26 protein-coding genes and 2 pseudogenes are annotated in these 25749 nt (G+C 68.5%); 18 read left to right on the forward strand and 10 right to left on the reverse strand.

The window, feature by feature from the left end; genetic code table 11:
* Nucleotides 1–176 precede the first annotated feature (176 nt).
* From ACWGJB_RS39975 to ACWGJB_RS40030, 12 genes and pseudogenes are all read left to right on the forward strand, one after another.
* Nucleotides 177–815 carry a LysE family translocator gene (locus ACWGJB_RS39975; RefSeq protein ID WP_453384933.1) on the forward strand — a complete coding sequence of 213 codons (639 nt, stop codon included), beginning with the start codon at nucleotides 177–179 and terminating at the stop codon, nucleotides 813–815.
* 230 nt (nucleotides 816–1045) lie between these two features.
* Nucleotides 1046–1438 carry a VOC family protein gene (locus ACWGJB_RS39980; RefSeq protein ID WP_453384934.1) on the forward strand — a complete coding sequence of 131 codons (393 nt, stop codon included), beginning with the start codon at nucleotides 1046–1048 and terminating at the stop codon, nucleotides 1436–1438.
* A 181-nt stretch (nucleotides 1439–1619) separates the two neighbouring features.
* Nucleotides 1620–1976 carry a transposase gene (locus tag ACWGJB_RS39985; RefSeq protein WP_453384935.1) on the forward strand — a complete coding sequence of 119 codons (357 nt, stop codon included), beginning with the start codon at nucleotides 1620–1622 and terminating at the stop codon, nucleotides 1974–1976.
* A 158-nt stretch (nucleotides 1977–2134) separates the two neighbouring features.
* Nucleotides 2135–2851, forward strand: a complete 717-nt coding sequence (locus ACWGJB_RS39990; RefSeq protein ID WP_453384936.1) for a FadR/GntR family transcriptional regulator — start codon at nucleotides 2135–2137, stop codon at nucleotides 2849–2851.
* Nucleotides 2848–4242 carry a hypothetical protein gene (locus tag ACWGJB_RS39995; RefSeq protein WP_453384937.1) on the forward strand — a complete coding sequence of 465 codons (1395 nt, stop codon included), beginning with the start codon at nucleotides 2848–2850 and terminating at the stop codon, nucleotides 4240–4242. Before ACWGJB_RS39990 ends, ACWGJB_RS39995 begins: the two co-directional genes overlap by 4 nt.
* Before the next feature lie 622 nt (nucleotides 4243–4864).
* A complete protein-coding gene (locus ACWGJB_RS40000; protein WP_453384938.1) occupies nucleotides 4865–5536 on the forward strand; it encodes a hypothetical protein in 672 nt (223 codons plus the stop codon).
* A 6-nt stretch (nucleotides 5537–5542) separates the two neighbouring features.
* A complete protein-coding gene (locus tag ACWGJB_RS40005; protein WP_453384939.1) occupies nucleotides 5543–6199 on the forward strand; it encodes a DUF5987 family protein in 657 nt (218 codons plus the stop codon).
* Complete coding sequence (locus tag ACWGJB_RS40010) at nucleotides 6196–7782, forward strand: GMC family oxidoreductase N-terminal domain-containing protein (RefSeq protein WP_453384940.1); 1587 nt, start codon at nucleotides 6196–6198, stop codon at nucleotides 7780–7782. Before ACWGJB_RS40005 ends, ACWGJB_RS40010 begins: the two co-directional genes overlap by 4 nt.
* Nucleotides 7783–8466: 684 nt before the next feature.
* Nucleotides 8467–9042, forward strand: a complete 576-nt coding sequence (locus ACWGJB_RS40015; protein WP_453384941.1) for a hypothetical protein — start codon at nucleotides 8467–8469, stop codon at nucleotides 9040–9042.
* A gap of 144 nt (nucleotides 9043–9186) precedes the next feature.
* Complete coding sequence (locus ACWGJB_RS40020; RefSeq protein WP_453384942.1) at nucleotides 9187–9597, forward strand: cupin domain-containing protein; 411 nt, start codon at nucleotides 9187–9189, stop codon at nucleotides 9595–9597.
* Between the two features lie 438 nt (nucleotides 9598–10035).
* Nucleotides 10036–11057 (forward strand): annotated as a pseudogene (locus tag ACWGJB_RS40025) (AAA family ATPase); the annotation flags it as partial.
* 86 nt (nucleotides 11058–11143) lie between these two features.
* On the forward strand, nucleotides 11144–11608 hold the full coding sequence (locus tag ACWGJB_RS40030; RefSeq protein ID WP_453384943.1) for a hypothetical protein: 465 nt from the start codon (nucleotides 11144–11146) through the stop codon (nucleotides 11606–11608).
* 43 nt (nucleotides 11609–11651) lie between these two features.
* On the opposite strand, the gene ACWGJB_RS40035 is transcribed toward ACWGJB_RS40030, so the two are convergent.
* Both ACWGJB_RS40035 and ACWGJB_RS40040 read right to left on the reverse strand, forming a co-directional pair.
* Nucleotides 11652–14144, reverse strand: a complete 2493-nt coding sequence (locus tag ACWGJB_RS40035) for a SpoIIE family protein phosphatase (protein WP_453384944.1) — start codon at nucleotides 14142–14144, stop codon at nucleotides 11652–11654.
* Nucleotides 14145–14487: 343 nt separating this feature from the next.
* Nucleotides 14488–15189 (reverse strand): SDR family oxidoreductase, encoded by a 702-nt coding sequence (locus tag ACWGJB_RS40040; protein ID WP_453384945.1) that lies wholly within the window; start codon nucleotides 15187–15189, stop codon nucleotides 14488–14490.
* Between the two features lie 550 nt (nucleotides 15190–15739).
* Between ACWGJB_RS40040 and ACWGJB_RS40045 the strand changes: the two genes are divergently transcribed.
* Both ACWGJB_RS40045 and ACWGJB_RS40050 read left to right on the forward strand, forming a co-directional pair.
* Nucleotides 15740–16180 (forward strand): winged helix-turn-helix transcriptional regulator, encoded by a 441-nt coding sequence (locus ACWGJB_RS40045; protein ID WP_453384946.1) that lies wholly within the window; start codon nucleotides 15740–15742, stop codon nucleotides 16178–16180.
* Between the two features lie 10 nt (nucleotides 16181–16190).
* Nucleotides 16191–16631 carry a transposase gene (locus ACWGJB_RS40050; protein WP_453384947.1) on the forward strand — a complete coding sequence of 147 codons (441 nt, stop codon included), beginning with the start codon at nucleotides 16191–16193 and terminating at the stop codon, nucleotides 16629–16631.
* Nucleotides 16632–16854: 223 nt separating this feature from the next.
* Here ACWGJB_RS40050 and ACWGJB_RS40055 read toward each other — a convergent pair whose 3' ends face one another.
* Genes ACWGJB_RS40055 through ACWGJB_RS40075 form a run of 5 tightly spaced genes read right to left on the reverse strand, consistent with a single transcriptional unit; the run spans nucleotide 16855 to nucleotide 21465 of the window.
* Complete coding sequence (locus tag ACWGJB_RS40055) at nucleotides 16855–17610, reverse strand: IclR family transcriptional regulator (protein WP_453384948.1); 756 nt, start codon at nucleotides 17608–17610, stop codon at nucleotides 16855–16857.
* Nucleotides 17611–17650: 40 nt separating this feature from the next.
* Entirely contained in the window at nucleotides 17651–18400 is a 750-nt protein-coding gene (locus tag ACWGJB_RS40060; RefSeq protein ID WP_453384949.1) for an SDR family oxidoreductase, read from the reverse strand.
* A gap of 46 nt (nucleotides 18401–18446) precedes the next feature.
* The gene (locus ACWGJB_RS40065; RefSeq protein WP_453384950.1) at nucleotides 18447–19211 is read right to left on the reverse strand and encodes an SDR family NAD(P)-dependent oxidoreductase; all 765 of its coding nucleotides are present in this window, start codon (nucleotides 19209–19211) and stop codon (nucleotides 18447–18449) included.
* On the reverse strand, nucleotides 19208–20074 hold the full coding sequence (locus ACWGJB_RS40070) for an alpha/beta fold hydrolase (RefSeq protein WP_453384951.1): 867 nt from the start codon (nucleotides 20072–20074) through the stop codon (nucleotides 19208–19210). Before ACWGJB_RS40070 ends, ACWGJB_RS40065 begins: the two co-directional genes overlap by 4 nt.
* Before the next feature lie 53 nt (nucleotides 20075–20127).
* On the reverse strand, nucleotides 20128–21465 hold the full coding sequence (locus ACWGJB_RS40075) for an MFS transporter (RefSeq protein WP_453384952.1): 1338 nt from the start codon (nucleotides 21463–21465) through the stop codon (nucleotides 20128–20130).
* 156 nt (nucleotides 21466–21621) lie between these two features.
* Between ACWGJB_RS40075 and ACWGJB_RS40080 the strand changes: the two genes are divergently transcribed.
* The 3 genes and pseudogenes from ACWGJB_RS40080 to ACWGJB_RS40090 all read left to right on the forward strand — a co-directional run.
* On the forward strand, nucleotides 21622–21954 hold the full coding sequence (locus tag ACWGJB_RS40080; protein WP_453384995.1) for a transposase: 333 nt from the start codon (nucleotides 21622–21624) through the stop codon (nucleotides 21952–21954).
* Between the two features lie 25 nt (nucleotides 21955–21979).
* Nucleotides 21980–22603, forward strand: coding sequence for a hypothetical protein (locus ACWGJB_RS40085; protein ID WP_453384996.1), 624 nt, complete (start codon nucleotides 21980–21982; stop codon nucleotides 22601–22603).
* Between the two features lie 290 nt (nucleotides 22604–22893).
* Nucleotides 22894–23271 (forward strand): annotated as a pseudogene (locus ACWGJB_RS40090) (transposase); the annotation flags it as partial.
* Between the two features lie 436 nt (nucleotides 23272–23707).
* On the opposite strand, the gene ACWGJB_RS40095 reads toward ACWGJB_RS40090, so the two are convergent.
* From ACWGJB_RS40095 to ACWGJB_RS40105, 3 genes are all read right to left on the reverse strand, one after another.
* Complete coding sequence (locus tag ACWGJB_RS40095; protein ID WP_453384953.1) at nucleotides 23708–24121, reverse strand: VOC family protein; 414 nt, start codon at nucleotides 24119–24121, stop codon at nucleotides 23708–23710.
* Complete coding sequence (locus ACWGJB_RS40100; protein WP_453384954.1) at nucleotides 24118–24702, reverse strand: dihydrofolate reductase family protein; 585 nt, start codon at nucleotides 24700–24702, stop codon at nucleotides 24118–24120. Before ACWGJB_RS40100 ends, ACWGJB_RS40095 begins: the two co-directional genes overlap by 4 nt.
* Before the next feature lie 139 nt (nucleotides 24703–24841).
* Nucleotides 24842–25009 (reverse strand): hypothetical protein, encoded by a 168-nt coding sequence (locus ACWGJB_RS40105; protein ID WP_453385000.1) that lies wholly within the window; start codon nucleotides 25007–25009, stop codon nucleotides 24842–24844.
* A gap of 174 nt (nucleotides 25010–25183) precedes the next feature.
* On the opposite strand from ACWGJB_RS40105, the gene ACWGJB_RS40110 reads away from it, so the two are divergent.
* Nucleotides 25184–25747 carry a dihydrofolate reductase family protein gene (locus tag ACWGJB_RS40110; protein WP_453384955.1) on the forward strand — a complete coding sequence of 188 codons (564 nt, stop codon included), beginning with the start codon at nucleotides 25184–25186 and terminating at the stop codon, nucleotides 25745–25747.
* Nucleotides 25748–25749: the final 2 nt, after the last annotated feature.

The raw sequence follows: 25749 nt of genomic DNA on the forward strand, positions 1-25749 counted from the left end.
CAGACGGCCGGCGCGATGCGGCCCGGTCAACTGTCGGCTGGCGCCGCTGCTTCGGCCAGCTGGGGGTGGCACCTTTCCGTGCCAGGGCCTGTCTCTTTGGAGTGGAAACTGACCGGCTCAAGATCCACCGGACCTGCTAACAACGCAGGCGATCCGGCGGGGTAGGCTGGCATTCCATGGCAATGAGCTCCGCCCTGTGGTCCTTCGCCCTCGTTGTAGGGCTTCTCACTCTGACTCCCGGACTGGATACGGCGCTGATCTTGCGCACGTCGGCCCTTGGCCGGCGCAGGAGAGCCTGGGGCGTCGTCCTGGGAATCCAGACCGGCACCTTGGTGTGGGGTGCGTTCACCTCCCTCGGAGTGACCGCGCTTCTCACGGCCTCCCACCTCGCTTACACCGCATTGCGGTGGATCGGCGCCGCCTACCTGATCTGGATAGGGGTCCGCATGCTCCGGGACACCTTCCGGGGGCTGCCCACGGCAGACGCGGACGATTCTGTTCCGGCCGCCGGTGTGGACTCGGTCAGCGGTGGCTGGCGGCAGGGGACGCTGGCCAACCTCCTGAACCCGAAGATGGGCGCCTTCTACGTCGCGGTCCTGCCTCAGTTCATCCCCCCAGGCGCCGGCCACTTCACCATGGGCCTCCTGCTCACCACCGTGCACATCGTGATCGGTCTGCTCTGGTCTGCCGTCCTCATCGGCTTCGCTCGCGTCCTGCAGGGCTGGCTCCGCAAGCCCCAGGCCCGCCGCCTGCTCGACCGGATCACCGGCACCGTCATCGGCGTCTTCGGTATCAGGCTGGCACTCAGCAACTGACGATCCGAAGGCCAGGGTCCAGCGACCTGCTCAGCACCGGACCCAGATCAAGATGGACGTGACGTGGTGTGCGGCCTGGTAGGCGATGGCGAGTCCTGGTAGGCCTGGGCCGGGGTGCAGCAGACTTTGCCTCGCAGCATGCATTGGTGGTGCCACCGTTTCGCATGCGCCCATCCTTCAGCCGAGCGATGGCCGATACCCGCCCTGGCCGGACCAGAGAAGAGCGCCCCATGAAGATCCATCTGACCAGTGTCTTCGTCGACGACCAGGCGAAGGCCGAGCACTTCTACACTGAGATTCTCGGCTTCGTGAAGAAGCACGACGTCCCACTGGGCGGGGAAGCCCGATGGCTGACCGTCGTCGCGCCCGACGAGGTCGACGGCCCCGAACTCCTCTTGGAGCCCGCAGGCCACCCCGCGGTCAAGCCCTACCGCGAGGCGCTCGTCAAGGACGGTATCCCGCTTGCCCAGTTCGCCGTCACCGACGTAGAGGCGGAGTACGAGCGCCTGTATGCCCTCGGTGTGCGCTTCACCCAGGAGCCCCTGACCATGGGTCCTGTCACCACCGCCGTCTTCGACGACACCTGCGGCAACCTGATCCAGATCGCAACGCAGGCGCAGTAGGCAGTCGGCCGTGAGCAGGTCCGGCCGGCGGAGCTGAACGTGGCTTCCCAGCCGGACCGGTCGCGGTGTGTAGTCGACTCTTCCCACGTCAGGGCGTTGAGAACCGATGGGTGGTGAACCGCTCCGGTCTGATGGAGGCTCTGATGTGCCACGGGTCTGATGGAGCCGGGTTGCTGGAGAATTGACCGGCCAGCAGTGTCCGGAGGCTGTCATGCCCCGTAGTTGTCCTCCCGAGTTACGTCGCAAGGTTCTGGACCTGGTCGAGTCCGGCAGCAAGGTCGCTGAAGTCGCTCAACTCCTGGGAATCAGCGAGCAGACCACCTATGTATGGCGCCGCCATCGTTTGATCGACACTGGTCAGCTGCCCGGCACCACGACCGCTGAACATGCTGAACTGGCCGCCGCCCGACGGCGGATCGCCGAGCCGGAAGCGGAGGTGAAGATCCACCGCAGAGCTGCTGAGCTCCTTCCGGCCGGCGTATTGCTGCAGGCGCTCGGCAGCGATGCGGGCCGGCGGAGTTGCGGATGCCCGCCGTAGCGGTCGCCGGGGCCGTGCCCGGTTCGGCGGCGGCACCTTGAAGAACCGGCGTCCAAGCGCGTGGCACCACCGCAGTTCCGGTCACGGTTATTGACGCCGTGTCATTGACGGTGGTTCAGTGGCTGAGCCACTGAACCACTGAATCGCAGGAGGCCAGAGTGGAGGAACTGCCACGCGAGACGATCGTCGACGTGCTGGAGAAGCAACTGCGCGATGACATCCTCGCCGAGCGTCATCCCGCCGGAAGCTATCTGCCTCCCGAACGTGAACTCGCCGACGGATTCGGGGTCACCCGCACCTCCCTCAAGCACGCCTTCGGACGACTGGCGCACGCCGGACTGCTGGAGACGCGCCACGGAGTGGGGACCCGGGTACGGGATTTCCTGCGCCTGGGCGGCGCGGACCTCCTGCCGATGCTGGTGCTCCACAACCCCGACTGGATCGGTGAGATCTTCGAAGTCCGCAGCAGCGTCGGCATGTTGATCGCGGAACGCGCGGCGACCCGTGCCACGGCGACCCAGGTCGCCGAACTGCGTCTGCTGCTGGCGGCCGTCGGGGACGCTGCGGGCGGCGAGCCCGTGCAACTGGCGGACGTCGAGGTGCACCGTGCGCTGGCCCGTGCCACGGGCAACCGGGTGTACGTCCTGCTGACCAACACTCTGTTCAACGCGTATCTGCCAGTGCGCAGGGCGCTGGTCGGGCCCTTCGAGGATCCCCAGGCCGCTCGTGACCGTCTGGCACCGGTCGTCGAGGCCGTGGCCGCCGGCGACCAGGAGGCCGCACGCACCGCCGCGGGCGACTATCTGTCGGCAACGGAACGCATGATGCTCAAAGGGCTGGCACGCTCCCGGCGACGTCGGGAAGGTGCCCTGTGAGCTCACACGGGACGGTGTTCAGGGAGACCATGCTGGGCCGTGTGCGTCTGGCCGACGAGGACCGCGACCGCCCCGTCCGGCTGGACCTGCTGGTCCGTGCCGACGCGGTACCGCTGCCCCACCGCACGACGCGGGCGCACGTGACCGGCCGCGTACGCGTAGCGGGACGCGCCGACGACACCGAAGCCGTGGGCGACCTGGAGACAGCGCCCCATTCGCGCGACTGGATCCGCTACCGGATCACCTTCGCCATGGAAGGCCGGCGCCTCACTCTGGTCGGCTGCAAGTCGATGTCGCCCACGCGTCCGCTCGCCTCCCTGACCGTACTGCCGTACACCCTGTACGAGAACGGTGACCGCGTGGGCGAGGGCACGCTGCGCTTCCCCCTCGCCACCGGCCTGCTGCCCTTCCTCGCGAGCTTCCGGTTCCCACGTGCTGTCGCGTCCCCCGCCGACACGCATCTGACGTCCCGCTGGGACGGCACGCCGGGGCGGACCGAGGTCTGGTACACGACCCTGACCGACCCGGCCACCGACAGCGGGATCTGGCTGCACCACGAACTGGTGGCGCCCTCCGACGGTTCCGCCGCCTACGCGCACGGCTGGATCGCCGTCTTCCCCAAGGACGGCCACGTCGAACACACACGCTTCGGCCCCGTACCGTGGACGGCGCATCCGGAAGGCTTCACCGCCGAGGGCATCTGCGTCCGACCCGGCCGGCTCACGGGCTCCGCGGGGACGTTCACCTGGGCGCTCACCGAGAGCCCGGAGGGCCCGCCGCTGTACACGTTTCCCCGCTGGTCCTGGCGACGCCCCTGGCTTCCGGCCTCGCACATGCTCCCCGCCACCCGCGTCCGCTACAGCGGAACCATCAGGTACGGCGCCGGTGAGCTGCGGCTGGACCACGCTCCGGGAGCCGGCGCCCGCATCTACGGCCATGGCAACGCCCGCCGCTGGGCCTGGCTCCACGCCGACCTGGGGGGCGGTGACGTCCTGGAAATCGTCGCCGCGGTGTCCATGCGACGCGGACTCGACAGGCTGCCACCCCTGGTCTTCCTGCGCCTGCACCGAAACGGCCGCAGTTGGCCCCGGCGCGCGGAACGCTCCGCGGTGGGCTGGGCGGGCATCGGCCGGTTCCGCGCGGACATCCGTCTGCCTGAGTGGCGGGTCGAGGGCAGGTCAGGCCTGAGGCGCATAAAGGTGACGGTTACCCAGCCGCCGCACCAGACACTGACGCTCGGCTACACCGACCCCGACGGCTCCACCGCGGTCTGCCGCAACAGCGAGAGGGCGGACGCGGTGGTCAGCCTGGAGCGCTGGTGGGGCACATGGCGGCGGGAAGCTGTATGGAGGCTGTCGGGTACCGCGCACGCGGAGGTCGGCGACCGATGAACCATCGAGGTCCCCCCGCCTTGGCGGACGTGCAGCCCCCCTGCTCGCGGACGACGGCACCTCCGCGTGGACGCGGGCCGTGCCGGGCGGGGCCGAGATGCTGCTCGAGGCCATGCCCGGTGCGGCACGGACGGTCGTGCGCGCTGTGGCCGCGGCGATCGAGGACTGCACCGTGGCCCGTACGGGCGGGCGGCCTGCCGCCTTGAGCGCGGCGGGGCGGGAGCGGGGTCATGGGGTCGCCCGGTTCCCACCGGTCCCTGCTACCACTCCTGGACGCGGTCAGGGTACCGCTCTGCCGGCGGCCGCCGGCGAACGGACGCTGCGTCAGTGTCGTCCGCCGCCCATGGCGTCCGGCGCCGGCGACCCGCCGCTGGACTGTACGCCGTCCAGCGACCTGCCCACGCGTTCGAGCGCCGACGCCGTCGTTGTCGGGTCGGGCGCCGGCAGAGCCACGGCCGTCCGGACACTCACCCGCGTCGGCATGCGTGTCGTCGCCATCGTGACTCGGTCACCCGCACCACCTCTGCCAGTGAGCAAAGTGCCCCATCCTCGGCCTGCCGGTTCCCCGCCATCGGCGGCCTTTCCTGAGCGACACCACCCTTTTCCGCGTCCAGGAGGTCCTGTGTCCCCTGTGCACCTGCGCACGACCGCGGCCGGCTTCGCGCTGGCCCTCGGGTTCTGCGCCGCGCTGCTCCCGAGCCATGACGCATCCGCCGCACCCGCCGAATCGGCCGCTGCCGTCCGTGCGGCCCCAACCGCGAGCACCTCAGCGGTCCAGGCATCCTCCGACGTGCCTCCGGTCGGGCCCTTCACCGAGCCGGGCTTCGCCGCCACGTGCACCTGGCACAACTTCGGCGAGGGTGAACAGCCGCCTTTGTGGCTGATGTTCGTGAACCCGCTGTGCGTGGAGTACAGCAAGCGCGACATCACCTTCGACGACGGTGGAGCCCTGCGCTTCCTGGTCGCCGAGCCCTCCCGCTTCGCCATCACCATGCTGACCTGCCACTACTACCAGAAGGACCACTGGAGCGTGCAGGCCACCAACGGCGCCGTACCGTACGTGGCCTGGGACGGCCAGTACTGGTGGGACAAGACCGACCGACGAGCCGGTGCCCGCCTCACCCACTTCAGCATCAACGGCCGGACAGTGGGCATCGGCGACGCCGTCACCGCCCTGCGCGCCTCGAACTTCAACAACCTGGCCGACGCGCTGTCCGATTACGGCCAGGAGGCCGGAGAGACCGGTCTGACGGTGGCGCTTCCGTCCGACCTCGGCTGCGCGCTGATCGGCTGACCGGCCGTGTCCACCCTCGACCGACGAGCGATCCTCAAGGCGCTCACCGCATCGGTTGCCGTGCTGGCCGCCGGGGGGCTCACCGCCACCCCGGCGGCCGCCGCGGCGCATGTCGCCGAGAACTGGACGACACAGACCCTGGGGGCCTTTGCCGACACCATCATCCCCGGTGAGCACCGGTTCCCGAGTGACGAGGTGTGCGCCGGAGCGGTCACCGGGCCAGGCGCCGTCCAGGCGGGCGTCATCGACGTCATGAACTCACCCCAGCTGCCGCTGGCCCCACTGCTGCCGGAGATTGCGGCCCTGCTCGACGCCCGTGCCGTCGCCTATGCGGCGGTCCGGCTGATCTGGCTGTCACCCAGTCGGCCGCCCTTCGTCGACCTCTCCTTCTCGCATCGGACCAACCTGGTCAGCGGCCTGTTCGGCTCGGACGACATCGACGAGCCGGTCTGGCAGGTGATGAGCCTGATCGTCGGCATCGCGTTCGACACCGCCGGGCAGTTCGACACGGCCGCCGCCCTGGCCCAGGGCCATCCGGGACTGACCTGGCTGAAGTTTCCCAAGCCGGACCCGGACGGCCTGTGGCGGTTCGGGGACTTCTCCTACGGCCGCCCGCTCGCGGCGCTCCACCCCGCTACGACCCCTTCCGGGAGCCCGACATGACCGAGACCACGGACGTCCTGGTGATCGGCAGCGGCTTCGGCGGGGCCATCCCCGCGTACTACATGGCCGCAGGCGGCGCACGCGTCACCGTTCTTGAGCGCGGACCCCGCTTGGGTGCGGCGCAGTTCAGCCACTCCATGCGCCTGGGCACCTACAACAAGATCGTCGATGTGATCCGCGGCGACGGCGTGTCGGTGGTCGCGGGCAACTGCGTGGGCGGCGGCAGCGTCGTCTACTTCGCCGCCTCGCTACGGGCACCGTCGTACGCCTTCGAGCGCCACGGCAGCATCGGGCGGCGGATGTGGCCGGCGTCCATCAGCCGTGCCACGCTCGACCCGTGGTACGACCGGGTGGAGCAGGCACTGCCGGTCGCCCGCACCGGCTGGTCGGACGTCTCCTACGCGGGCGGGGTACTGGCGGCCGCCTGCCAGCGGGCCGGGCACACCTGCAATCCGGTTCCGGTGGCGGTGGACACCGCGGCCTGCACCAACTGCAACTGGATGCTGTCGGGCTGCGCGTTCGACGCCAAGCGTTCCATGCTGCTCAACTATCTCCCCGCGGCGGAAGCCCATGGTGCGGTCATCCGGCCACTCCACGAGGTTCAGCTGATCACCCCCTCACTGGAGTCCGGCTACCGCTACGCGGTCGCCTACACCGTCCTCGACCCCGATGACTACACCTGCACCACGAACGTGGGGATCATCCACGCCAAGGTCGTGGTGCTGGCGGCGGGTGCGGTGGGCACGCCGGTGATCCTCCAGCGGTCCTCCCTGCTGCTCGGCGGCATCCCGGGCGCGGTCGGACGCCATTTCTCCGGCAACGGCGACCACGTCAGCGTCGCCGACGTCGACGAGGGCAAGGCGGGGTCGCTGCTCGGACTCTCCCGTCCCGACGGGACGGTCTACCAGGGGCTGCCGATCGGCCGGCCGATCACCTCCGCCACGTACGACTACCTGGATCCGTCCGCACCGGAGTACAGCCGGTTCATGCTCCAGCAGATCTACTTCCCGCCGCTGACCAACGTCCTTGCCCAAGGGACCGGCGTGCCCGGCTGGTTCGGCGTCGACAAGCGGCAGATGCGGGCCCGCTGGACGTCGTGGCTGACTCTGCTCGCCATGACCGAGGACGACAACGAAGGCACCTTCGGGGCGGTTCCTCCCACCGGGAGCTTCATCCGCCTGGCACCCGGTCTCGGCCAGGGCACGATGTCCTTCCACCCCACCACCCGAACCCGCCAGGCATGGGACCGGGCAGACACGGCGCTCCGCGGAATTCTGGAGAAGGATGGTCTGTCCCGGGTCCGTCCGTGGACCGAGGCCTTGGCCGGTACGGTGACGGCCCACCCGCTCGGGTCTGCGCGCATCGGTGACGACCCGGCCACGAGTGCCCTCGATGACAGGCACGAACTACGGGGATTCACGGGCCTGTTCGTCACGGACGGCTCGGCTGTTCCGGCCTCGCTCACCGTCAACCCGTCACTGACCATCGCCGCGCTGGCCGAACGTGCCACCGCCGGGATCGCGACCCGCGTCGCCGAGGCCGGAGTGGCGATGACAGGGGGCGTCCCGCTGCCCGGCCGATAGAACCACGGGAGACTCCGAACCGCACTGCCCAGCCCGACGGGCGGACCGGAAGCCCACTTTGACGCGGGGGTCGCGATCAACAGTTCGGCCAGGCTGTCACGCCGGCTTCGGGGTGCCCGTACGGGTCGTACGTCGAGAGCTCACACGCATCGATCCTTGATCCGTCCATTCCGGCGGCGTAGGCGTTGAGCGTGGCATTCGACGAGCCGAGGCCACCCCCGGCCGGCGCGGGGATCACGGATCGGGTCGACGGGATGAGCTTCGCCAAGAGGACCACCCCCCAGGCGCGGGGATTACCAGGACGGCACCGCCGCCGGCCTGTCCGCGACCAGGTTTGTCCTCCAGGGTGTGTGCGGCTCCGAAGAGGGGTGTGCGTCGTCGGATGACGGGGCTGTGAGGCATGGTCTGCCACCGTGGTCACACGTCACGAGGCGATCCTCCATCTGTCCCGGACCACCTGCGATGCCTTGCGTCGCAATGACGGACCGCGGGCGCGGCGAGGGAAGACGCCCCATCCGGCTGCGGACGGAATATGCGCGCGCCGTAGTATCAAGGGACGATCCACAGGTTTCCTGGCTTGGCCTGATGCCCGTGTGCTGCCGTGCGATGCGAGCAACAGTGCGGTCATCGACGCAGTCGGCTCGGGGAGCGGCCCTCCGGAGCCGATAGCAGGGACAGGCAACGTTGAGCGAGCAGCGCGACCCCGCCGACTCGGCGGTCCAGAGAGCCAAGGCATCCGTACCGGACGGTTCCACGTTGCGCCGCCGCCACCGAAGGGCGGTAGGGCAATTTGCCTTGTGCGTGTTCGTGCTCGTTCCTTGGACCGTTTACCTGGCCGTCTCACTACCCCATCGCTTCGAGGCCCGGTACTGGCCCATGGTGTGGGTGGGCTTCGACATCATGCTGCTTGTCTCGCTGGTCGGCGCCGGGGCGGCAGTCTGGCTGAGACGGCAGGCTCTGATTCCGATGTCTTTCGTCGCGGCCACACTCCTGGTCTGCGATGCCTGGTTCGACGTCTCCCTGAACTTGGGGGGAGGCGACGTGTGGGGAAGCGTCGCTTCGGCTGTGCTGGTGGAACTGCCACTTGCCTGTGTGCTCGTTCTGCGCGCGCGCCGGGTGCTGAAGATCTCGGCTCGGCTGGCCTGGCAGCGACTGGGGCTGGCGGGCGAACCCCCTCCGCTGTACAAGATGCCGCTGTTTGTTGCCCTGGCAGCTTCGAGCGACATTCAGCCGGACTCGAAGGGCGCCCCGGACGCCTGACGACCTCTTGGCACCACGTCTCTCGACTTCGGAGACCCGGAGTCGTCCATTGGACAGTCTGCAGGCAGGTTCGCCACGTTGGGCTGTCACAGACGGGGAGGCCGTCTTGTCTTTGCTGATGACGTTTTCCATTTGGAGGAATCCATGAGTGCCGACCATGCGCACCTGCCCCCCGGGGTTGAGATTATTGCGACCCGGCCGGATGCGGCGGTCCAGATCCCGGCCGGCGCCGAGGCCAGGACCGTCCGGATCACCCTGAAGCCCGGTGACCCCGGCGCGCCGCCGCACCGGCACCCCGGGCCGATCTTCGGCTACGTGACCCAGGGCGAGGTCCTCTTCGAGCTGGAGGGGCAGCCGCCCCGGGTGCTCAAGGCCGGCGACGCCCTGTTCGAGCCGGGGGGCGATGTGATCCACTACCAGGGCGCCAACAACCTTCCGAAGGCGCAGTCGCAGATGGTGGTGACCATGTTCGCGCCTCCTGGCACTCCGATTCTGACCGTGGTCAGTGCGGAGGAACTGGCCGAACGACGGCATCTGCGGGTTGCCCAGTCCTGATGACCACCGGTATTCGGGCCCTCTCTGGCAGCCCTGTCCGACGCGGCAGCTGTAGATCGTGATCTGAAGCGCGCAGTGGAGTGGGGGTCGGTTACGGGCACGGGAACGGCCGCCACGATCATGATCGTCTGTGACGACAGAGCAGGACGCGGCGGCCGTAGCGCGACAGGCGCGGAGGTATGGGCTCGGCGAGGCGATGGGCCTGGTGGCGCGCTGTTTCTCGCGCTGAGAGATCCGGCAGACCTCGGCCACCGCGTCCTGTTTCGCCTGCTGCCCTTTCATGACCCGCCTGGTGTGGGGCCAGGACGCCGTACGAGACCGCCTTGCCCACTGGAGCCAGCAGTGGCGGGTAGTCGCGCAGTGTCCTGTGCGTCTGGCCCGTCATCCGATTCCACCGTGGTGACGGGCCAAATATCTGTCCAGCGCGCGAGGGTGACGGTGACGGGCTGGTCCGGGCAGGCCACCGCGGTGTCGCAGGCGGTATGCCGCAACTGCTCCGGGATGGGCGACGCGAACCGTGCCGAGTGAGATCGGTCCTCGTTATGGGCCGACCTGCATCGACAAGACCGAATTCGCCAAAAGACTCACCGAGCTGCTGTCGGGCGAGGAGAACCGTATGGTCCGCTTCGACACGAGCGAGTTTCAGGAGGGGCACACCGTCGCCCGGATTTTCCGGGCTCCGCCCGGATGCGTCGGCTACGAGGAAGCAGGGCAGCTGACCGAGAAGGTGCGCCGTCAGCCGTATAACATGGGGCAAGGCGGACAAATTTTACCTCATCGCCCACGGTCGCCAGTCTGAATTTGGTGCCCACCCTTCGCGCCGCACCGTCCGGGCGGAACTCGACAACCGCACAGCGTCGCTCTTCCTCAGTGGCGAGGCCGCTCCCGGAGACACGATCGTCGCCGACGTGCGAGACGGCACAGTCCATTGCACCGTGCGCAAGAAGCAGCCCGGCTCCAGTGACGACGATGACTTGAGGGGATTCCGGCGCGACTCGCCCGCTTTGGCGCCGGGCAACCGACCGCAGCAGCGATTTCCCGTACTGGCGACGACGGAGCTGGCGAAGGCACAACCGGACACACGTGACACTGGCGCGCGTGGCCCGCAAGGACGGCGCACGGCAGGGTGGTACACCCGGTCGCAACTGCACCCGGGTGCTCACCTCAAGGAGAAGACCATGGTGCATCACCACAAGGCCAACCGGCAGGTAGAGGGAGATCCGGACAGCGACCACGGACGCGGCATGCCCCGCCGGCCCAACGAGACGGAACTGGAGCGACGTACTGAGGAGGACCGGCGCGATGTCGGGTTGCCTGCAGACGCGCCGAAGTCTCCCACCGCGCAGTACGAGGAAGCCGAAGCGGAGGTCGATCGCCAGGCCGACACAGGCGAGGTGCAGTCGAGTTCCGCCCCACGGAAGGAGCGCAACCCGTTTCCGCCGACTCACTACGACGGCTGAGGATCTCCATTCCCGGGAGGCACAACCTCAGACTGCGTTTGAGATCTACGTCGATCGTGGGTGGAGAGATATTCCAACCTCTGCTGGTGAGCGACGCGCGGGTCCCCTTTGTCGGCGATTTCAGAGAACTTGAACAGGGCAGCCCAGATCGGCCGTCGCTGCGGTCCGCGATCAAGGCCGAGGCGTCAGCAAACGCTCATGAGCTGGTCGAATACCTTCGATGCGGTGTTCTGTTGGCTGCGACGACCACGCTCGTGCGTGATGTTCTCAGCCCTGGAAAGGCTGTGATCGGCGGGCTGCACCTGCTGACCGTCGACCCGCAGTTCATCGTGCACGTGCAGGCCAACGGCTGGACGGTTCCACAGCTCGATGACGGGGGACCTGCTCGCATTGCAGGCGGTCCTTCCGCCGGGCTGGCGGTCGGCGAGGCCGCGGACCACACCTTCGCCACTGTCTCAGACGGCGCAGCGCCGGGGACTGTAAGACGTTCGTTTCGACAGTCTCGCGCGCCGTGGCGCAACCGTCCGCCTCGCGCTGTCCACGTACGGTGATCGCCCACCAGATGAGTCGGGGGCCGGGTGCTCGGCGATAGGCTCATCTGCGGGGCGTGAGGTGTTGCTCGGTCCAGATGAGCTTGCCGTCAGGTGTGTGGCGGGTGCCCCATCTGTGGCTCAGCTGGTCGACGAGGAAGAGGCCGCGGCCGTTCTCGTCGGTGATGCCGGGGTGGCGCAGGCGCGGGTAGCTGTTGTTGGTGTCGGAAACCTCGCAGGTGAGCGCGTCGTGCCGGGTGAGGCGCAGGCCTATGGGGCTGGTGGTGTGACGGACGGCGTTGGTGACGAGTTCGCTGACAATCAGTTCCGTGGAGTCCGTCAGGTGTTCCAGTCCCCACTGGGTCAGCTGACGGGTTGCCAGGGAGCGGGCGTGGCTGACGACTGCCGGGTCGGCCGGAAGCTGCCACGAAACGGTCTGGCCAGGGCCGAGTGTCCGGGTCCGGGCGAGGAGCAGAGTGACATCGTCACTGTGCGTCTTGGCAGGCAGCGTGTCCACCACAGTCGAGCAGAGGTCTTCCAGTGGGAGGCCGGCACGGGCCAGTGCGGTGCTCAAGCGGTCCATGCCGACGTCGATGTCGTGATCGCGATCCTCGACCAGGCCGTCGGTGTAGAGGGCGAGCACGCTGTGCTCGGGGAGTTCCAGGGTTACGGACTCGAAGGGGACCAGTCCGAGGCCGAGCGGGGCTCCGGTGGGCAGGTCGAGGAAGGTGACTCCGCCCTGCGGGTTGATGATCGCGGGCGAGGGGTGGCCGGCCCGCGCCAGCGTGCACTGACGGGTGATCGGGTCGTACACGGCGTACACGCAGGTGGCCCCCACGATGGCGGGTTCCGGGTCCTGTGGGTCGGCGTCTTCCTCGGCGAGGCGGATAACCTGCTCGTCGAGACGGGCCAGTAGTTGGTCCGGGGGCAGGTCCATGTCGGCGAGGGTGCGTACGGCGGTGCGGAGTTGGCCCATGGTGGCGGCGGCGTTGATGCCGTGTCCGACCACGTCCCCGACGACTAGGCCGATGCGGGCGCCGGACAGCGGGATCACGTCGAACCAGTCGCCGCCGACGCCGTGGTGGCTGTCGGCTGGCAGGTAGCTCCAGGCGACGTCGGCGGCCGAGCCGCCGGTGGTGCGATGGGGGAGCAGGTGACGCTGGAGGGCGAGGGCCGCGGAGCGTTCACGAGCGTATTGGCGTGCATTGTCCAGGGACAGCGCGGCCCGGCTGACGAGTTCCTCGGCCAGCAGCAGGTCGTCTTCCTCGAACGGCACGGAGTCCGCCATCCGCACGAATGTCGCGACCCCCAGCGCAGCCCCCCGTGCGTGGATCGGGACGACCATCAAGGAGTGCATCGTGTGGGCGCGCATGTGAGCGCGGACCTCATGCTCCCAGGCTGCGTCGTCGTGGGGGTCCGGCCGAGTACTGCCGGGGACATTGTCCAGTAGTGGCTCGAAGTGGGACTGTCCGGAGCACAGAACGCCGGCGGACGGCGATGTCGGCGGGATGAAGACCGGCTCGCCCCGCGCGGACAGCGCTTCCGGCGCCCCGTGATTGATCGAGGCCACGCCCGCACGGAGGAATCGGGGGATGGGCCCGCTGGGCGGACCGGCGCAGGTCGGGGGTTCCTTGCCGCGTGTGACCGATTCCGTCAGATCGACGGTGGCGTAGTCGGCCAGGAGAGGTACCGCGAGGTCGGCCAGCTCCTGCCCAGTGCGCATGACATCCAGGCTGGTTCCGACCCTCTTGCTGGCTTCGCCGACGACCGCGAGCCGCTCACGCGCCCGCTGGCTGTCGGATACGTCGACGCTCACGGTGCACACGCCCAGAGCGTGGCCCTGGCCGTCGTCGAGACGGAAGATGGAAGCCGTCAACGTACCGGCCCTGCGCATGGGAGTGGGCATGAACGCGCGGTATTCCACGTTGACCGCCGGGACTCCGCTCTCGAGCACCTGACGCATCAGGGCCTCGAGCGCTTCGGTCTCAGAGCCGGGGGCTGCCTCGGTCAGTCTGCGTCCCAGCCGCTGCTTGAGAGGGATGCCGTCTTTGGAGCCCTGAGTGTCGTTTGCCCAGGCGCAGCGCAGTCGGGTGTCCCGGATCGTCACACCGACCGGCAGGCGGGCGGGAAGGTGCAGCGCCGTCGGCAGCGACGTGAGCGAAGCTTCGTTCCCCATCGGTGAGAGCGCGGCCCTCTCGGTGGCCGACACCACCACCCCGGCCCGGCCGTCGTGCCCGCACATCGACTGCAGACACAGCTGCACCTCGATCGTGTGGCCGTCGCGGTGACGCACCTTCGCGATGCCGGACCAGCGGTCCGGGGGAGTGCCCTGTTTGAAGAACGCTGATACGTTCGCCCGGTCCGTGCCGTCCGCCAGTAGCGTGGCAGCGGAGCGGCCTACCACGTCCGCGGGCGCGTAGCCGACAAGCCGCTCGGCGGCCTGCGTCCACCCGACCACCCTCCCATCCGCATCCAGCAGGGCTATGCCGGCGCCGGTGCCGGAGGCCTTGACAGCCGTCTGGGCGGCGGTGAATGCCGCTGCCGTGGCAGTGTGCATCGATCATCCTTTCTGTCTGCCCCCTGTCCGTGTCTCCCGTGGTGGGTGGCTCGGATGGTGAGGTGCGCGCTCGCGCGCCGGTCACCGGCCGTTGTGAGGTTGCCGTCCCCAGAGGGCCCCGACTCACGCTCTCGACCCTGGCAGCGGCACGATGGAACGCGTCGCGGCACAAGCGCCCGCTGGGCGGCAGATTCGGGGCGGACGTGCGCGGGGAGCGAGAACGCCATGCGTAAGGACCTCATGCGCCGGCCGTGCCCGGCACTGGTACCTTCGCCCCCGCAGCGGTGCGCCCCTGCCTCGGGGATCAGGTCTTGCACCGCGTGGTGCCGGTCGGAGCGAGCGATCAGATGCCGAATGGTGCGCTGACCGGCTGCGACAGTGCGGCCTTGGCGCGCCGCGTCTCCTCGTCGGCAAGGACTTCGCACTGGTCGCCAGTCAGAGCCTCCATGGTCAGTTCGGCCACGGTGACGGGGCTGATCTTCGATGCGTTGGTCCAGGTGCTGAGATCTGTTTCCACGAAACCGGCATGCACCCCGACCACGAGCGTTCCCTGAGCGTGCAGGGCCTGGCGCAGGGAGTCCGTCAGTGACCACTGCGCGGCCTTGGAAGCCGCGTATCCGGGGAACTGCGGCTGGCCCGCCCAGGACGCCAGCGAAAGCATGTTGACCATTGCTCCGCCGCCGTTGCGGGCCAGTACCTGGGCGAAGGCCCGGGCCATCGCCCAGGTGCCGAAGAAGTTGACCTCCATCGCCTGGCGCGCGCCGTCGAAGGTGCCTTCCATAAGTTGGGTGCTCCCGCTCCCGACTCCCGCGTTGTTGATCACGATGGAGACATCGTTCGCGATGGCGGCGGACGCGGCGATGTCCGCGTGGTCGGTGACGTCCAGGCGCAGCGGCAGGAGGTCGTGATCTGTCACGCTGGCCGGGTCGCGGACCCCGGCATAGACCTTGGCTGCGCCGTGCTTGATCAGTGAGCGGGCGAATGCGCGGCCGATGCCGCGATTGGCGCCTGTCACCAGGGCGACTGATCCTTTGATCTCCATCATGCTTCCTTTGCAACAGGCCCGGCTTGTTCGGGTGGGGGCTTGTGGGCGTTTCCAGGGCGGCAGGAACGACGGGGAACTCATCCTGCTGCGACCGGCTTGATCGACGCAGTCGCACATCCGTGCCGGCGGAAGTGCGTGACATCCGGTCCCGCATTTCCGGGAGGCTCGCATCTGTCACGCCTACGGCTTCCACCCTAGCGTCTGGATTTAAAAACACAAGGCAGGTTATGTCCGTAATGGGATCCGACTTGCGGTGCTCCCTGAAGCCGCGAGCGGGCCCGGACTGCGGCGGCGCCGGCCAGGAGATTCGGGGGACGTGACCCCAAAGGCCGAGACTCGGACGGCGGCGCGGGCGCCGAGAAGGGCAGCGAGAGACGTGGGCGTGGTCAGGTATTCGCCGTCGGTGCTGCCGACAGACCCGCAGCTGATGCCTGGGTTGCAAGGCGCAAGCCAGGGGGTAGGCTTTCTACCAAGACGAGCCAGGTACATGCGGGACCCGGTTCCATGCAGGAGGTGGACGGTGTCAACGGAACGGCAGTGGTCAGGCCCCATGAACGACGAGCCGGCCTGCTCCATCGAACGCAGCCTGCAGATTCTCGGCGAGCGCTGGACCCTTCTGGTGCTCCGCGAGATCTTCGCCGGCAAAGACAAGTTCGCTGAGATCCAGTCATCCCTGGGCATCGCAACAAACCTGCTCAGCACCCGGCTCAAGCTTCTCGTCGAGAGCGGCGTGCTCTGCACGCAGACCTACCAGGTGCCGGGCAGCAGACCGCGGCAGAGCTACCACCTGACGGAGGCGGGGCGCGAGCTGCGCATCGTGCTGCTCGCGCTCCAGCAGTGGGGCGACCAGCACCGCCCGCGCCCCTCCGGCCCTTCCGCGCTGCGGCAGACGCGCTCCACCGGTCGACCCGTCCACGTGGCGCTCGTCGACGAAGACGGTCACGAAGTGCCCCTAACCGACGTGGTCGCCCTCACGGCCGTAGCCCGCTAGGCAGTTTCGTTTGGATCAGACGGTCGTTGGTTCGGGTGCGTCGTTAACTGATGCGCAGTGGACGCGAATCGAGCCGTTACTCCCGGACCGGACTCCGAAGCCCGGTGCCCGGTGGCGTGATCACCGGAAGATGATCGACGCGATCGCGTTCAAGTTCCAGAGCGGAACCCAATCGGTTCGCGCGCGACCTGGTCGCGCTGATGGCGGCAGGGGCATCGGTCTCGCCCGTGTTGGCGAATCTGTTCCTCCATTACGCGTTCGACATGTGGCTGACTCGGGAGTTCCCGAACGTTCCCTTCTGCGTCAGCGAGCGCCGGGCCGGACAACTGGTGGAGGTGATCGGGAACCGGATGCAAGAGGTCGGGCTGCGTCTGCATCCCGACAAGACCCGGATCGTCTGCTGCAGGACGCGAACCGGCGGGTCTCGTATGAGCACGCGGCGTTCACGTAGCCGTCACCCGCTGCGCGGGCGGAATCCCCGGCGGGCGCCGATCGCCGCCGCGAGGCACAGCGTGGGCCACGACACCGGCGCAGGGTCCGCACGGGCCGCCGACGGCACGGGGACGCAAGTGAGGCCGGGCGGCGTTCACCGGACCCGAGCAGCTGGCGCCGGGGCACGCGGGACATGCCCTGCGCCACGGCACCGACACGCTCACCACGCTCAACGCCGGCTGCTACATCTGCCCGTCCTCCCGCAGCCGCCGCGAGATGGTGGCGGCCGCCGCTTTCACGCTCTCCGACAACTGGACACGGTTTTCCCGGAAGCGGCGGGACGGGGCACTGATGCTCAGCGAGGCGATCGTCTGGCCGTGCCGGCCGATGAGCCGGGCGGCGACGCAGCCCACGTCGAGGATGGCGCCGCCGTCGTCGTAGCTGAGCTGGTCGTTCCGGATTCTGACGAGCTGGTCGCGGAAGACCTGCGGCCGGACGACCGCGTTGCTGCTGCGGGTGCGCTGCGAGCTCGTGTCGATGTAGTCCTCGATGTCAGCCGTCGGGAGATGAGCCATCAGCAGCCGGCCCGACGCGAAGCTGTGCGGCTCGTACCGCATCCCGATGCGCGGGCCGACGACGGAGAGCGAGTCGTCGCCGACGACCTTGTCGATGAAGATGAGGGCCTGCCGGTCGTATACCGCCATGCACACCGACTCCGAGTGCCGCCGCGAGAGCTCCTGCATCACGGGGTGGGCGGTCTCGATCAGTCCACCGGAGGTCACCCGGTGGATCTGACCGAGTTCGAACGCACGCCATCCGAGCTCGTAGCGGCCGCGCCGGGACTGGTGGAGCAGCCCGGCCTCGGTCAGCCCGGCAAGCAGCGAGTGAGCGGTCGAACGCGGCATCTGCAAGGCCGTCGCGACCTCGCTGACCCCCCACACCGGACTTCCCGGCGTGTAGAGGTCGAGGACACGGCCCGCCTTGGCGATCGTGCTCACACGCAGCTCCCTTCGATGTACAGAGAGTTGGCAGCCCGTCCTAGTGCGCGGGTGCCGCGGTGATAGGTACCATCCCAAAAGGGTATCCCGCACCGCTCAGCTGCGGATAAAGATCCTGCACCGGCCCGGCGAGGGCCGCCTTCACCTCCACGCTCCACTGGTCGGCGAGCACCTCCAGACTGCCGTCCTGAATGCCGTCGAGTCCGGCGCGGACGATGTCCGCGGGGTCGTTCTTCACCACGTTCAGCGCCTCCGTCATCGGTGTCGCCGTGTAGCCCATGTGGAGGGCGACCAGGTCGACCCCGTGCGGGGCGAGCTCCAGCCGGAAGGCGTTGGTCACCGACCACAGAGCCGCCTTCGCCGCGCTGTAGGCGGCCGGGATCGACAGCCAGCTGAGCAGCGAAATGACGTTGAGGATCGCCCCGCCGCCGTTCGCGACGATGACGGGTGCGAGCCGCCGCGTGACGGTGACGGTGCCGAAGAAGTTCACGTCGAAGACGTGCCGCAGCTTGGCTTCGTCGACGGTCATGATCGGATCACGCAGCGCGATGCCCGCGTTGTTGATCAGGATCGTCGCGTCACTCGCCGCCGCCACGACGCCGTCGATCGTCTCCTCACGAGTGACGTCGAGAACCAGCGGCGAGACGCGGGCGTCGTCCCACGTGCCCAGCGTGACGTCCGTGGCGTACACCTTCGCCGCGCCGCGTTCCAGCGCCTGCGCGACCCACTGACGCCCGAGACCGCCGTTGGCCCCGGTTACGACCACGGCCTGACCTGCGATGTCTGTCATGTGCGTCGTTCTCCTTTCCCTTCACAGGATCGATTCAGGGGACCGTTCAGAGGATGGATCGGCCGGCGTCGACAAGCAGGGTCTGGCCGGAGATGTAGGAGCCCGCTTCGGAGGCGAACAGCAGCACTGCCCCGACGATGTCCTCCGGTTCGGCAATCCGCCCGAGCGCGGTGTTCGCGCCGGCGGCCCGCTCGCGCTCCGGGTCCGACCACAGGGCCCGGGAGAAGCGGGTTCGCACCGTGCCCGGGGCGACGGCGTTGGCCCGCACCCCGCGGTCCCCCCACTCGGCGGCGATGTTGCGCACGAACGAGTTGAGCGCCGCCTTCGCCGCGCCGTACGCCGCGAGCCTGGTGCTGGCTCGCAGCGACGCGATGCTCGACGTGACGACCACGCTGCCCCCGCCCTGCGCCGCCATCAGCGGGAGGAACCCCTCGATCAGGACGAGGTTGTGGAAGACCGAGGTCCGGAAGGTCCGCTCGACGTCCTCCTCGGAGGTGTCGATGAGCGGGCCGACGTGCGTGTGGCCGCCGGCGTGTGCGATCAGCGCGTCGATCCGGCCGAACCGGGCGTGCGCCCGCTCGGCGAGGGTGCGCACGCTGTCGGGGTCGTCGAGGTCGCAGACGATCCCTTCGACCTCGATCCCGTCCGCGGCGAGCGCGTCGATGGCCTTCTTGATGTCGGCCTCGTCGTTGCTCGACAGGACGACGCGTGCCCCGAGGCCGTGCAGTCCCTTGACGACAGCGAGTCCGATCCCCGCTGTGGAGCCGGTGACGAGCGCGGTCCGCCCGCGCATGTCGAAGGGGTGGGTCATGCCGTCGCCCGGCTTCCGGTGCGCGCGAGGAAGCCGTTGACCAGCTGCGAGAAGGCCTCGGGGTACTGGAAGAGGAACCCGTGGCCGGAGTCCGGGTACACGTGCAGTTCGGCGTTGGGCAGCTTCTGCGACATGATGAACGAGTTGACGGTCGGGATCATCACGTCGTGCTCACCGTTGGCGACGAGCACCGGGTGCCAGATCTTCTCCAGCTCCGGGAAGGCCTGGTCGCCGCCCTCGACGCCGCCGGACCAGTTCCGGATCGCGGCGACCTGCTGCAGGACGGCGTCCATCGGCACCTCGGGCTCGCGGTCGGCACGCAGGTGGATGCGGCGCCACATGTCGTCGCCGGCGCGGATGCCCGCTTCCGAGTCGGTGAAGAACAGCACGCGGAACGCGTCGAGCGCGAGCTCGGGAGCAGTGCGCAGCGGGGCGACCACCGGCTCGGACGGCAGGATGCCCTCACCGGCGCCCGGACCGGTTCCGGCCAGCACGACGCGGCGCACCAGGTCGGGGCGGGCCAGCACGAAGCGCTGCGCGATGTAGCCGCCCAGGGAGAAGCCGAGCAGGTCGACCGGACCGTCGGCGATCGCCTCGACGAACGCGATGGCGGAGGCAGTCATCTCGGTGACCGTCCCGGGGTTGCGGCCGCTGGTACGGCCGACGCCGAGGTTGTCGAACAGGATGACCGGGCGTTCGGCGGCGATCGGGTCGATCAGGGCGTGGTCCCAGTCGTCCATCGTGCCGCGCAGCCGGCTCAGGAACACCAGCGGCGTCCCCTCCGAGGCGCCGAAGGACCGGTAGGCGTAGGTCTCGTCCCCGACGGTGACGAACTGGTCGGGGGCGGTGAGCGTCTGTGACATGGGTGTCTCCTTGTGAGGGGGGTCGATGAACGGAATCGGAGGCAGCGGGACGGTCAGACCTTCTCCAGGTCGACGCCCTTGGTCTCCTTGAGGGTGAAGCCGACGATCGCGCAGATCAGGCACAGCGCGATGACGAAGACCTGGAAGGCCCAGGGCGCGCCGATGGAGCCGGTGTACGCGCTGAGGTAGGGCGCGGTGCCGCCGAAAAGCGCCGCGGCGATCGAGCTGACGGCGCCGACGACCGGGGCGCGGTGCCGGGTCGTGACGTTCTCGGCCTGCACGGCAGGCGACTGGGAGCCGGACATGCCCCACAGGGCGAAGATGACGGTCGCGGGAACGGCGAGCGTCCACCATGTGGACCCGATGATCGTGAACGCCGGGTAGGCGAGCGCAGCGAACACGATGCCGTAGGCGATGGCCAGCGGACGGCGCCCGACGCGGTCGGAGGCCCATCCCCAGAACGGCATGAACGCGAGTCCGACGACCTGCGCGACCAGCAGCGACCAGTAGGCGGCGGTCGGGCTCATGTGCTTCTGCGTGATGGCGTAGGTGCCCGCGTAGGCGGTCCAGGTGTACTGCACCACGGAGCCGCCGGCGACGTAGAGCACCAACTGCGTGCTGCGGCGCACGATCCGGCCCGCTGACCAGGCGGGGAGGCTGGTGATGGAGCGCGCGTCGCCGGCGCCGGACGTGATCGCCCGCTCGTAGACGTCGCTCTCCATCATCGAACGGCGCAGGAACAGCGCGTAGATGCCCAGCGCTGCGCCGATGACGAACGGGATGCGCCATCCGCCGTCCGCCATGAAGCCCTCGGAGGTGACCGCAGTGAGGGTACCGGCGACGGCGTTGGCGAGGATTGTTCCCGCGATGACGCAGCCGAGCACGCCGCTCGACCACAGTCCGCGTCTTTCACGCGGTGCGACCTCGGTGACGTAGGAGTAGGAGATCGCCGTCTCGCCGCCGTGCGCGAATCCCTGCAGGAGCCGTGCGACGACGAGGAGGAACGACGACCATCCGCCGATGGCGGCGTAGGTCGGGATGACGGCGATCGACAGCGTGCCGGCCGCCATGCCGATCATCGTCACCAGCAGGACGAACTTGCGGCCGCGGCGGTTGGCGAGGAAGCCGAAGACGACGCCGCCGATCGGCCGCATGACGAATCCGACGGCGAACACCGCGAGCGTCGCGAGCAGCCCGGACACCTTGTTGGCCGGGTTGAACAACGCCGTCGCGATGAACGGTGACATGGCGGCGTAGACCGCCCAGTCGAACCATTCGAGCAGGTTGCCGACCGTGCTGGCGAAATACGAACGAGCGCGGGACGCGACCGAAACCGGCGCAACCGCGCGCAGGCTCGACGCCGACTGGTCCTCGGAGGTGGGAGTCACCATGGCAAGCCCCTTCGCTTGGAATGGAATCAACGGGCTGGGCTGCGATTGTGTGGACGCCTCGCACCGGTGAACAACGCGAATCCGGCGATTCGGGATGGGGAGGCGGCGACGGGGCTCTGTGTCCGGAGATGCCGGAATCGCGCGGTCGACGGCGCCGTGCCGGCTGTCGCGTCCGGCCGTCGGGCTCTGCCTCATCGCGGGCGCCGGACGGAGAGGGGCGGTCGGGGCCGGGGTCGTTGTGACAAGTACCGCCGCCTGCTGTGGAAGCGCGCAATCAGACCACTCATCGGCAGGCAAGGTGTCGCCCATGGCTCCGGCGTGGGGAAGACCCGGTGGGTCGTCGAGCGCACCTTTGCCTGGCTCCACCAGTTCAAACGGCTACCCATCCGCAATGAACGCCGCGCCGGCCTCCACCACGGGTTTTTGCAACTGGCGTGTTGCATCATCTGTCTCCGCCGACTGCAGGCATCGTCCCGGAAGGATCAGTAGGGTCGTCGGCGTGCGTGATGTGCGGGTGGTATTGATCGGCGGGACGTCGAACGTCGGAAAGTCGACTGTTGCCCAAGTGGTGGCGGGGAAGCTCGGGTTCGAGTGCCTGAGCACTGACGGGCTGGCCCGGCACCCCGGGCGCCCCTGGAGAACCCCGGAGTGGGAGGTGCCGGCCCACGTCGCCGAGCACTACGGATCACTCACGGTTGACGAACTGATCACGTCCGTTCTGGGCCACTACGATCGGCTGTGGCCCCGCATCGAAGAGCTGATCACGGCCCATGCGGCCGAGGGCAGTGGCAGGACGGGCCTGGTCCTGGAGGGGTCGGCACTCTGGCCCGTCCGCGTCGCGAGTCTGCAGGTGCCGCGCACGGCTGCCGTGTGGCTCACCACCGACGACTCCGTAGTACGCGCCCGCATCCATGCAGCGGGCCGCTATGAAGCAGCCACAGGCGAGGAACAGCGCCTGATGGACAAGTTCCTGGCCCGCACGGAGCGCTACCAGACACTCATGATCGATGCCATCGACAGGCTGGGCCTGGATCGCATCGACGCGGGTGGCGGACGGTCCGCTGCAGAACTGGCTGACATGGTGCTCGCGGCAGTCGACGCGCAGAACGCGGTGGGGCGGTCATCCGCTGGTCGGTGACTACCCGTGCCCGCTCACCTACGGCAGATCCCGACACCAAACCCCTCACCAGTTCATATTGAAACGATCAGTTGAAGAGTGTTTTGTCCCGGCGAGGTTGTTCGGTGGCGCTTCGAAGGGCGAGTGGGTCTGCGACTGCTGAGGCGAGAGTGGTCAATACGGCCTGTGTGACAGGAGACTCGATATCTCCGCCCGTTTGAGTCGGGTCGCTCCTGTCTGATCCCCAAGCGCCCCCGGTTGACGCTGTTTGCGCCCTGCGGATGCGTCGTGCCCGACGGTGCTACCGAAACATGACGCGACAGCGCCCGTATCCCAGCGACCTGTCCGATGCCCGCTGGGAGTTGATCGGCCCCACGCTCACCGCCTGGCGGGCCGAGCGCAGAGGAAAGGGCCTGGACATCGGCCGCCCACCCGAGCACGACCTGCGCCGCATCATGGACGCCATCCTCTACATCGACCACACCGGGATTCCCTGGCGCTACCTGCCCCACGACTTCGCACCATGGGAGACGGTCTACGGCTACTTTGCCGCCTGGCAGAAACAAGACATTTTCGACCAGCTCAACGGCCTGCTGCGCCGACTGGTGCGTGAAGCCGACGGCCGGGATGCCGAGCCGAGCGCCTGCGTGCTGGACGCGCAGAGCATAACCTTCAGCGTCGGAAGACCTCGACTCCTACCCCGGAACGAAGTACTCACCCGATCTGCACCCTCAACTGCGAAGAGCCAGTTTCCGGACCGTGCTCCCGGCGGTCATGCCGGTCCAGGGGCGGCAGTTCGCGCAAGAGGCGTTCCACGGCTTGCCACCACTGGCTGGCTGAGGCCCGCGAGGCTGTTGCATGACCAGCAGGCCGTGCCAGGCAGCGGATGCGAACGGCCGCCGCGCGAACTCCCGGTCGTCGTACTGGGTCCCCTCCAGCTGCCGCAGATCGCCTGCCCCGTGGCCCAGCGCCAGGGACCGCAGCGCAAGACCGACGTCACAGCGTCTCTCGCACAGCCGCGCCAGGAGCCGGAGTAATTGTCAAGACCTGTGGATGGGGGGGGAATGCCGCCTCGCCTTGCGCCTTGCCCGCCCCGAAGCTTCGTGACTCCGCTCACCGGACCGCTCAGGAGAAGTCCGCCGAGGTGATGCCGTCAGGGTGTCCGGGCGGCCACTCCACCAACTCGATCCGGTAGCCATCCGGGTCGGTGAGCCACGACGTCTTCGGGCCGCGAGGGCCGCCCGGGCGCTGGACAGGTCCCGGCTCCAGGCCGGCGTCGGTCAGCCGCTCCAGGGTGGCGGCCAGTGTGTCCACCTGGATCGCGAGGTGGTCGAAACCGCTGCCCACGTCGACGCGTCCGTCAACGGGACGGTGGACCAGTTCGAGCGAGGCCGCTGGTTCGCCGGGGAACTTAAGGATCACGAGGTGACTCCCGTCGTCGCCATCGACCCTGCCCAGCTCGACGTAGCCCAAGGCGGTGTAGAAGGCGAGCGAGCGGGTCAGGTCGGTGACGCGGTAGCCGACGAAGAGCGTCTTCATGCGGCCTCATCGGGTCGGCGTACCCGGTAGCGGAGGTGCGTGACGTCTCGGTCCTCGAGCCGCCGGACAAGGTCGAGTTCGATGTGATCACCACCGAGGTGGTCGAAGAGCCGTCGGCCGTCCCCGAGGAGGACCTGCACCAGGTGGATCTCCATCTCGTCGATGTGCCCAGCTCGGAGGAGCGCTTGGGCCGCGCACGCCCCATGGACCATGACCGGCCGGTCCCCGGCGGCCGCGCGAGCCTGACGGGCGCAGTCCTCGACGTCGGTGACGAATCGCGCGTGGCCGGGTGGCACGTCCCCGTCATCCACATGGTGGGTGAGGACGAAGATCGGCACACCGTCGTGATGGTCGCCCTGCCAACGCCCGGCGAGTTCGAAGGTCCGACGGCCGGAGATTACCGCGCCGGTCGCCAGCGCCTCGCGATAAACCTGTCCGCTGGGACCGTCGGATTCCCGGTCGTCGAGCCAGTTGAAAAGGCGTCCACCGGCGCGTCCGAGCTCCTGGCCCGGTCGATCGTCCGGACCGGCAACATAGCCGTCGAGCGACATCGACATGTAGAGCCGAATCGGATTGCTCATTCTGGCCTCCATCTCTCGTTCATGGCAAAGGGATGCTCCGCTTCCCGGTGGGAATGTCGCCGTGGAAGACTTCAGCCAGCAGGCAGACTCATCGGCCTGACGAGGCGTAAATCAGGAACAGCCGATCAGTTGAGGTGGTTCAGGATTCGTGAGCCTCGGGGCGTTCGACGAGCCGGCCGCGTTCGAAGCGGGCTCCGGCCCGCACGAGGGCGACCAGGCGGGGTGCGTTCACAGCTCGCCAGTGGGTCCGGGCGGACTCGACCAGGTTGGCGATCTTCTGTGACCTGCTGGTTCTCTGTTGTCTCACCGCCATGTCACCCAAGATCAGTCTCAGATCGATGCCATTTCCTCGGCGGAACAATGAGTCTGCGGCTGAGCCACCGAGCACGAGGACTACATGCGAGCTCAGATCGCGCACCGATGAGTTTCCCGCGCCGCGCCGGTCTGTACGCGTGAGACCGACTCACGGAAGGCTGGCGCCATGCGGAAACTGATCTACGGCATGAACCTGACCCTTGACGGCTACATCGCCGCGCCCGGTGACGACATCGGCTGGAGCGTGCCGAGCGACGAGCTGTTTCAGTTTTGGTCCGACCAGTTGCGGGCGACCGACCTGTCGCTGTACGGGCGCAAGCTGTGGCAGACGATGAGCTCCCACTGGCCGACCGGCGACCAGCAGCCCAACGCCACCCCGGCGGAGATCGAGTTCGCGCGCCGCTGGCGGGACATGTCGAAGGTGGTGTTCTCCTCGACGATCGACAAGGTCGACTGGAACACCCGCCTGGTCACCGGCGACGCGGTCGCCGAGATCAGCCGGCTCAAGGCCGAGGACGGCGGCCCGATGGACATCGGCGGTGCGACGCTCGCCGGGGCGGCCATGCGGGCCGGGCTGATTGACGAGTACCTGCTGGCCACCGCGCCGGTCCTGGTGGGCGGCGGCACGCCGTTCTTCACCGCGCTGGACAACTGGGTGAACCTGAACCTGGTGGAGACGCGGACGCTTCCCTGCGGCGTGATCCTGACCAGGTACGAGACGAGGCGCTGAGC

The organism is Streptomyces sp. NPDC054813 (genome assembly GCF_053611365.1).

What these genes read in the sequence shown, in the direction of transcription:
- ACWGJB_RS39975 (WP_453384933.1), top strand. Translation starts at nt 177, where the DNA reads ATGGCAATGAGCTCCGCCCTGTGGTCCTTCGCCCTCGTTGTAGGGCTT.
- ACWGJB_RS39980 (WP_453384934.1), top strand. Translation starts at nt 1,046, where the DNA reads ATGAAGATCCATCTGACCAGTGTCTTCGTCGACGACCAGGCGAAGGCC.
- ACWGJB_RS40010 (WP_453384940.1), top strand. Translation starts at nt 6,196, where the DNA reads ATGACCGAGACCACGGACGTCCTGGTGATCGGCAGCGGCTTCGGCGGG.
- ACWGJB_RS40020 (WP_453384942.1), top strand. Translation starts at nt 9,187, where the DNA reads ATGAGTGCCGACCATGCGCACCTGCCCCCCGGGGTTGAGATTATTGCG.
- ACWGJB_RS40035 (WP_453384944.1), bottom strand. Translation starts at nt 14,144, where the DNA reads ATGCACACTGCCACGGCAGCGGCATTCACCGCCGCCCAGACGGCTGTC.
- ACWGJB_RS40040 (WP_453384945.1), bottom strand. Translation starts at nt 15,189, where the DNA reads ATGATGGAGATCAAAGGATCAGTCGCCCTGGTGACAGGCGCCAATCGC.
- ACWGJB_RS40045 (WP_453384946.1), top strand. Translation starts at nt 15,740, where the DNA reads ATGAACGACGAGCCGGCCTGCTCCATCGAACGCAGCCTGCAGATTCTC.
- ACWGJB_RS40060 (WP_453384949.1), bottom strand. Translation starts at nt 18,400, where the DNA reads ATGACAGACATCGCAGGTCAGGCCGTGGTCGTAACCGGGGCCAACGGC.
- ACWGJB_RS40065 (WP_453384950.1), bottom strand. Translation starts at nt 19,211, where the DNA reads ATGACCCACCCCTTCGACATGCGCGGGCGGACCGCGCTCGTCACCGGC.
- ACWGJB_RS40070 (WP_453384951.1), bottom strand. Translation starts at nt 20,074, where the DNA reads ATGTCACAGACGCTCACCGCCCCCGACCAGTTCGTCACCGTCGGGGAC.
- ACWGJB_RS40075 (WP_453384952.1), bottom strand. Translation starts at nt 21,465, where the DNA reads ATGGTGACTCCCACCTCCGAGGACCAGTCGGCGTCGAGCCTGCGCGCG.
- ACWGJB_RS40095 (WP_453384953.1), bottom strand. Translation starts at nt 24,121, where the DNA reads ATGAAGACGCTCTTCGTCGGCTACCGCGTCACCGACCTGACCCGCTCG.
- ACWGJB_RS40100 (WP_453384954.1), bottom strand. Translation starts at nt 24,702, where the DNA reads ATGAGCAATCCGATTCGGCTCTACATGTCGATGTCGCTCGACGGCTAT.
- ACWGJB_RS40110 (WP_453384955.1), top strand. Translation starts at nt 25,184, where the DNA reads ATGCGGAAACTGATCTACGGCATGAACCTGACCCTTGACGGCTACATC.